This is a genomic window from Pseudomonas borbori (genome assembly GCF_900115555.1).
GTDB lineage: Bacteria > Pseudomonadota > Gammaproteobacteria > Pseudomonadales > Pseudomonadaceae > Aquipseudomonas > Aquipseudomonas borbori.
Genome location: NZ_FOWX01000068.1, coordinates 1 through 7,308 on the forward strand (window position 1 = coordinate 1; position 7,308 = coordinate 7,308).

6 protein-coding genes and 4 pseudogenes are annotated in these 7,308 nt (G+C 56.7%); 8 read left to right on the forward strand and 2 right to left on the reverse strand.

Annotated features, from left to right (window positions below):
- The 4 pseudogenes from BM315_RS23615 to BM315_RS25630 form a co-directional block, all read left to right on the forward strand.
- Window positions 1-270: pseudogene (locus BM315_RS23615) on the forward strand (IS5/IS1182 family transposase); the annotation flags it as partial.
- A 412-nt stretch (window positions 271-682) separates the two neighbouring features.
- Window positions 683-997 (forward strand): annotated as a pseudogene (locus tag BM315_RS25175) (transposase); the annotation flags it as partial.
- Between the two features lie 222 nt (window positions 998-1,219).
- A pseudogene (locus tag BM315_RS24560) lies at window positions 1,220-1,315 on the forward strand (transposase); the annotation flags it as partial.
- Window positions 1,314-1,997: pseudogene (locus BM315_RS25630) on the forward strand (transposase); the annotation flags it as partial. The pseudogenes BM315_RS24560 and BM315_RS25630, both read left to right, overlap by 2 nt.
- On the opposite strand, the gene BM315_RS23630 reads toward BM315_RS25630, so the two are convergent.
- Both BM315_RS23630 and BM315_RS25190 read right to left on the reverse strand, forming a co-directional pair.
- Window positions 1,935-2,735, reverse strand: coding sequence for a recombinase family protein (locus BM315_RS23630; RefSeq protein ID WP_212633001.1), 801 nt, complete (start codon window positions 2,733-2,735; stop codon window positions 1,935-1,937). The pseudogene BM315_RS25630 and the gene BM315_RS23630 overlap by 63 nt on opposite strands.
- Window positions 2,728-2,889, reverse strand: a complete 162-nt coding sequence (locus BM315_RS25190; RefSeq protein WP_244527373.1) for a hypothetical protein — start codon at window positions 2,887-2,889, stop codon at window positions 2,728-2,730. Before BM315_RS25190 ends, BM315_RS23630 begins: the two co-directional genes overlap by 8 nt.
- Window positions 2,890-3,449: 560 nt before the next feature.
- Here BM315_RS25190 and BM315_RS23635 point away from each other — a divergent pair.
- The 4 genes from BM315_RS23635 to tnpB all read left to right on the forward strand — a co-directional run bounded on the left by BM315_RS23635 (window position 3,450) and on the right by tnpB (window position 7,184).
- The gene (locus BM315_RS23635) at window positions 3,450-4,643 is read left to right on the forward strand and encodes a phosphotransferase family protein (protein ID WP_090506087.1); all 1,194 of its coding nucleotides are present in this window, start codon (window positions 3,450-3,452) and stop codon (window positions 4,641-4,643) included.
- Window positions 4,643-5,194: a hypothetical protein gene (locus tag BM315_RS23640; protein WP_090506089.1), complete on the forward strand. Its 552-nt coding sequence runs from the start codon at window positions 4,643-4,645 to the stop codon at window positions 5,192-5,194. The genes BM315_RS23635 and BM315_RS23640 overlap by 1 nt, the downstream gene beginning before the upstream one ends.
- Window positions 5,195-5,293: 99 nt before the next feature.
- A complete protein-coding gene (locus tag BM315_RS23645) occupies window positions 5,294-6,217 on the forward strand; it encodes a DUF7064 domain-containing protein (protein ID WP_141124028.1) in 924 nt (307 codons plus the stop codon).
- A gap of 607 nt (window positions 6,218-6,824) precedes the next feature.
- Window positions 6,825-7,184 carry an IS66 family insertion sequence element accessory protein TnpB gene (tnpB, locus tag BM315_RS23655; protein ID WP_020798857.1) on the forward strand — a complete coding sequence of 120 codons (360 nt, stop codon included), beginning with the start codon at window positions 6,825-6,827 and terminating at the stop codon, window positions 7,182-7,184.
- Window positions 7,185-7,308: the final 124 nt, after the last annotated feature.

Below are 7,308 nucleotides of genomic sequence, written 5' to 3' on the forward strand. Positions count from 1 at the left end.
ACGCACGGAGTCGCAGTCGAAGTTGTCCGCCACCCTGCTAATGGGAACGGCGGCTTCTGGCATCACTCGGGTCAGGGCGAGCTATTCCCCATCAAAGCCGATGCCAGCGGCTTCGTCGTTCTCCCCAAACGCTGGGTGGTGGAGCGAAGCCATGGCTGGAACGAGCGGGCGCGCACACTCATCATGCATCACGACCGTCTTGCGCGCGTCTCGGAAGCTTGGGTCTGGCTTGCAGAAGCTCGGCGTCTCCTTTGTCGCCTGATAATCTAATTGTTTTGTCTACACCGCTCTCAGCGGCTGTGAAAAACCAATTTCTCTAGCAGTTAGGCGAAAATAGCCACCTCGATTTTTTGGGGGGCGATGTCGGCAATCAGTGGCGAGTTGTTCGAGGATCTTCCAGTCCCGACCGTGGTGACGGCACCGCTGGAGTCGCCCAAGGCCAGCGCGCGCGCTGCGTCCGAGCTAGGACCAGTTGGTGTTACACCCCCTGCGATCTGGACAGCCTGCTCGCGAAAGCTCACCCGGCACGGCTGGTCTGGGGGGAGGTGGAACGGCAGGACTTGCGCCCTCCTGTATGGGGCCATCCGCGCGGTTGAGGGTGGGAGCGGCCGTAGCGGAATCGCACCGGAAATTCAGTTGTCACTGTGGCTGGTGGCTTTGCCAAACGCGAGGCCATCGAAAACTGGCCGCGAGCACCACGGTGTACGCGCCGGTGCAACAGCCCAAGAGCTGCTCGCGCGACCCGCATGAACCGCTGCCCACGGATAGCGAGGCGGTGGCTGCCTGGCGACAGCGGATGGGTACCGAGGAGGCCAAGACTATCTACAAGGAGCGTGCGGCCACCGCCGAATACGTCAATGCCATCGCCCGCAAACGCGGCTTGCAGCGCTTCAGCGTGCGAGGCCTCGACAAGGCCCGCAGTGTTTTGTTGTGGTATGCACTGGCCCACAACCTGATGCGGATGGTCGAGCTGGCGCCAGGTTTGGTAGGGGGCTGAGTAAAAGCGCCATCATAAGGGGCTATACGAACTCGCCCCTGCGGCTATGCCTGCATCCCGCATGATGCATGGGCGGTCGAATGATGCAATTTACCGTTCTGCGCTCAGGTCCCCGAATGAAGCAGGCAATGGCGTAACTGCCTCTCTAACTCACGAAGTTTTAATCGCCCTTAGTTTCGTAGAAACCTCCAAGCCTTAAACTGAGGCCCATTAGGAGGTGCCATGAGCAACCAGCGTTATCCCGAAGAATTCAAAATAGAAGCGGTTAAGCAAGTGACCGAACGAGGCCTGCCTGTCGCCGAGGTGGCCGCCCGAATATCTACGCTTGCGAGAACGCCACCTCGATTACGCCGCTGCGCATATCCAGCACATGCAGAAGGCGCTCACCCACATGAATCTGCAGTTGCACCATGTGGTCGCCGACATTACTGGGGCTACAGGTATGCGGATCATCCGTGCGATTGTCGCCGGCGAGCGAAACGCTGCGACACTGGCAACCATGCGCGATACCCGGTGCAAGTCGAGCGTTGAGACCATCCAGAGTGCCTTGGTTGGCAACTACCAGCCGGAGCACGTCTTTGCTTTGGCGCAAGCGTTAGCCATGTACGATGCCTATCAAGCACAGCTTGAAGTCTGCGATCAGCAGATTGCCCAGAGCTTGCAGCGGCTTTCCCAGCAGAAGTCCCCGCCCAGCGAGCCGCTACCAAAACCACGTCACCGCACCCGGCAGCCAAATGCGCTCAACTTCGACGTACGCACCGTGCTCTATCAACTGGTCGGTGTCGACCTAACCCAGATCCATGGCATCGGACCTTACTTGGCGTTGCGTTTGGTGGCTGAGTGCGGCACTGACATGAGTCGCTGGCGTACCGCTCATCACTTCACCTCCTGGCTGACTCTGGCACCTGGCTGCCGGATCAGCGGCGGCAAGGTACTGTCAGCGTATACGCGTCTTGCCATAGCAGTAGGCTCCCGCATAAACCGGGTTGGTGAGCACATTGTAAATGGCGTTGTAGGTCGGTGCGACCCAGCGGATTTGCTCGTTGCGGTTGAATTGCAGAGGGAACGATAAGTTCTCGGTACGCAACCACAGCCAAACACGGCGGGCCGAGCCAAACTCGTTAAAACGTGCAAACACGGCATGTAGTACGCTCACGACGGCTTCATCAGGATGCAACCTGACTTCGCCGTCGGCCTCGCCCCACACCAGTCCGGTCGGCAGACCCCAGCGCAACTCACCGCGAGCAGCCTTGTTGCGAATGCCGCCGTCCAGACGCGCGCGCAGAATGTGCAGTTCGGCCTCGCTCATAGTGCCCTTGAGTCCAAGCAATAGGCGATCATTGAACAGCGCGGGGTTGTAGACGCCGTCGGCATCGCCGATCAGCGTGTCGGTCATGGTGCACAGGTCGAGCAGTCGGTACCAGTCAGCGTTATTACGCGCCAGACGGGAGACCTCCAATCCTAGAATAATGCCGACGTGACCGAGCGCGACTTCGGCGGTCATCCGCGCGAAACCGCCCCGGCGAGCGGTGCTGGCCCCCGAGAGTCCCAAATCATCGTCGACAACATTGATCTGCTGCTGGGACCAGCCGAGGCCAGTCGCCCGTTGTGCGAGCGCGTACTGGCGTTGCGTCGATTCCCGGTTGTGCTCTACCTGACTGGCGCTGGACTGTCGAATGTAGACGAACGCCGCACGCTGCAAATGGCTGGAACCGATCTTGTCGGCAGTGTCACTCATCAGCGCTCTCCCTGTGGGGCGGCTCGTTGCCCGTCACGACCTTCGCGATCGCTTGAGTCAGCCTGTCGATCACCGCTTGGCGTGTTGTTTCGTCGAGTTGTTCCCACTGACTGTCGTCCGGGGGCAGGTCTGCGAGGGTTAGGTTCAGTTGCATCGTTGCTCTCCTGTTCCGTCTGGCGCAGCAAAGCATCAATGATCAGGCGAGCGTGGAGTAAGTCGGCAAGTGAACCAATCGCGTCGGCCACCGAGGCCTTGGGAACCTCGTCGGAACCGACGACAAAATCGGTCCAATTGACGGGAATCAATCCGCGTGACTCATCGGGAAAAATCAGTAGAAGGTGCAATCGTCCGGCGCGCTGCCTTCGGTTAATGACCTTGAGGCGTTGGCCTTCGAACGGGTGACCCGTTCGCGTGATGACGACCGATTCAGGAACGTCGTGGAGAGGGGTAGTCTGTCGTGGTTTCCTTCGCCATGTTCGACCATGCTCTGTTGCGGGGGAGGGGGGCGTGCAGCAACGGGTACCCTGCGTCAGCGCAGGCTACGTTATCGTCGCCATGCAGCAGCTTGTCGACCTAACTTGCATTCGCCAAATTGGCTGCGGTGCCCGCCACTCGGTGCGGGAGCCCGGGTAATCTCACCTCATGCTGGCAGGGTTGACTTCACCAATCAGCTTAACTAGTATACTAGAATACAGTATCCGCAAGGAATAAGTGATGAATGATAAAAATATGCCTCCAGTGGACTGGCTTGAAATGCTCCGCAGACGCTTCCCTACTGAAAACGAAATAGATCGTATTCTTACCCGAAAAATGCAGCGCCGTGCTGGTCCGGGGTATGCGCCTATCCCCCTGGAGACCTTGGTCAAGGGGGTAGAATCTCTTCTGCGCACCGAGTTGGATGACAACTTTGAGGTCAGTGGTGCCAAGTGGCTGTCCGGTGGCGCATCTAAGTTGCAGATGTCCTTTATGCTGACCTGGCAGCCCTCAGGCGCGGAGCGCGTGACGCTGCCCATGGTGTTACGCATGGAGCCTGCCGAATCCATCGTTGAAACCAGTCGTCTGCGTGAGTTTCAGCTGATCAAGGCAATGGAAGGGACTGTGCCGGTTCCCATTGCTTACTGGCATGACGCGGACGGTAAACACTTACCTTATCCAGCGCTTATTTATGGGTTTTCCGAGGGTATTACCAAGCCGGCCAATGCGATTAGTGGTGTTAGTGGTTTGGGAACACAGCTCCCGGCAGACTTGCGGTGTAAGTTGGCGCCGCAGTTTGTTGAACACCTAGCTGCTATTCATACGTTTGACTTCAGCAATAAGGACTTGAGCGCGTTCGATATCCCGGAAGTGGGTACGACACAATGTGCCGAATGGGGCGTGAATTGGTGGGAGCGCGTTTGGGAGGAGGACAGTGACGAAGATGTCCCGCTGATGCGTTATTGCGCGGCCTGGCTGAGAGAGAATATGCCGGTGCTTGATCATGTTGGTGTGGTGCACTCCGACTATCGCTTAGGCAACTTCCTGTTTACCGAACACGATGCGCACATTACTGCGTGGCTGGATTGGGAGTTGGGGCGCATTGGCGATCGTCATCAGGATATCGCTTGGACCACCACTAAGGCGTTTGCCAGCCTGGCAGAGGATGGCACGACACTGCTTACCTGTGGGCTGATGCCGGAGGCCGACTTTATTGCTGCCTACGAGCGGGCTTCCGGTCTCAAGGTAAATCCCAAGACTGTGCATTGGTACAAAGTCTACAACGATTACATGATGGTTACCTTGGTGATGGCTACGGGTTATCGGATCGCGCGTGGTGGCAAAACGCATCAGGACGTGTTGGTGACATGGCTTATGGGTATTGGCTACATGCTGCTAGATGAGATGTGCACACTGATTGAGGAGGCGCCCTGATGCAAATGCGACCAGAGATACAGATCCAGAGCATTATGAAGGCAATGAGCGATACCCTGATGCCTGCCTTGGATCCTGACAACAAACTTGCTCAGGAACAGGCAAAGCTGATTATGGGCATGTTGGCATTGATGCAAAAGCAGATGCCTGTGCAGTTCAGATTTGACTGTGATGAGTTAGAGCGCCTCATAAACTTTTCGCAAGGTATGCAATCATTAGGCATTGACGCCACGGATGCCATCGGCCCGTTGGTGCAGGATGCGGAAACAGCAAAAAAAATACTGGCCGGCGCGCAGTCGTCGCCAACTGATGTGTTGGCATCCGTGAAAAAACTTCGCAGCACAATTGGCGCTGCTGTTACCCAGATGAATGCGGCAGCCGATGCGGCCGGTAAGGCACGATTGAAACAACTGATGTTGACCGTTTCGAGGGAGCAGCTACTGCGTGATCGCTCCCTGCTTCTCATGCAGGGTTGGGAGCCAGATCCGGATAAGGTACCGACGATCGAGTCGCTGCTCGGAATCCATTCCGTACCGACGACCGCTGGATAAGCAAGGATCGATATATAAGGTGAGGGGTTGTTTTTTGCCTCTTCCTGTCTAAATGATAATGTGGCTAGTCAGGGGAATAGTATGCAAGTAATGACTGGTATGAAGAACGTTATTGCAGTATTGGATCCGATAAACGACGGACGTCACCAATTGAAGGAAGGACCGCTAGAGCGTGAATCTATTCCTTATGTGATCTCCTTGCCCGAGTTTGGTATTGGCGCCTTTATTTACACTTGGGTTGATCGAGAAAATGCGGCGGGTTCGGTTTTTGTTATCTACGGTCCTGGAGTGGGTGGTGATCCCATTGTTGAGAAAATCGACAATGTAATGGTATCGGCAGACCAGAACTTTGATGACTGGAAAGTCGGCAAGGTTCACTTGCAGCAGAACCTCGATCTGATGACGGCGCGGTTGCGGGTTGATGGCGATAACGCGGGCATGGATTTGACCTTCGAGGCCTGCCATCCAGCCTACGCCTATGGCTCGCATAAGGATGGCTGTCCTGATTGGTTTGCCACCAACCGGCTGGAGCAGGCCGGTCGGGTAAAGGGGCAGTTGCGTGTCGGAGACAAAACCTACCAAGTGGATACAACTGGAGCGCGCGACCACTCATGGGGTGCCCGCGATTGGAAGGTGCCTCAGCACTGGAAGTGGGTGCACGCTCAGGCGGGGGATGGGCTCTGTGTGCATTTCTGCGAAATTTATGAGCGTGGTCGCACTGAGCTTCGTGGCTATGTGAGTTGTGATGGGCTGATGGCTGAAGTGGATTCGGTTGATGTGGGTTTCACCCTTGATGATCAGTACCTGCAGAAACATATTGAAGTAGATCTGCTTGACCGGGCCGGCAGGACAACCACGCTGAAAGGGGACTTTTTTGCCCACTTTCCGTTGATGCCCGGTCCGGAAACAACCCTGTACGAGTCCGCCATGTCCTGTGAGATTAATGGCAAGCCCGGAGTGGGCTGGGCGGAGTTCATGTGGCCGACGGACTACCTTGAGTACCTCCGCACCAAGTCGGCCTAAGCCTAGAGGTACCTCGGCTTATTGCCTCACTAGCATCGCAGATGGAATAACGGCCGCAGGTTCTGCGGCCGTTTCTTTGTGGTGCGTCAGGCATGGCGCGCAGCGCCGTGGCAGGCGCTGTTCGGTTCACTGTGGTGGTGAACCGGACGATTTGGAGGTGAAAGTCCTCTACACACCCGGCAAGGGGAAGTGTTAGCCAGAGGCAAGGGTGTTGCGAGCGACTGCGAATCTGAAGGAAGCCCGAGGCAAAATGCTGGCCTGACGAACAGGAGGCGGATGAGGCGGTGCAGCGGGGTAAGGTGGCCACCATCGCCAAAGCCCAATACTTGCACGGAGCGCTGTGACATATATCCGACAGGCATAAGCAGGAAGGTCACGCGAATTACCCTGGGATATCTGTTTTGCCTGCCATGTGCTACCGGCACCTTGAGGTTGCGGATTCCACACCATCCGGACACTCAGTCTACGTTATATCCGGACACCTGTTCCACGGTCATCCGGACAGGCAGTCGGAGCGTAACGACGTAAGCGCTCCATAAACCCCATCTTCAAATGATCCGAAGGCCAGCCAATGCTGTGCTCCGATTTCTTTCTGGAGCCCGCCGCCATGATGCGCCCCGACGCCAAAGTCGAAAAAGTCTATCTCTACCCCAAGCCGGTGGATTTCCGAAAATCCATCGATGGCCTGGCCGCCCTGGTCGAGCTGGATATTAAGGTGGCGGTGTTCGACCCGGTGCTGTTCGTCTTCCTCAACAAGTCGCGTAACCGGGTGAAGATCTTGTACTGGGAGCGCAATGGCTTCTGTCTGTGGCTCAAGCGCCTTGATGCCGAGCGATTCAAAACATCGCCTGACGATCAAGACGAAGCCATCGTGCTGACGGTCCAGGAATTGAACTGGCTGCTGGATGGTTTCGACCTCTGGCGCAACCGCCCACACCAGGTTTTGACGCCGCGTTTCGTGACCTGAGCCGGTATAATCCACGGCATGATTTCCGTGCCCGAAACCCTTCCTGACGACCCTATTTTGCTGAAGCAGCTTCTGCTGTCGCTGCATGAGCAGATGTCTTCGAAGGACAAGGAAATAACTGCCA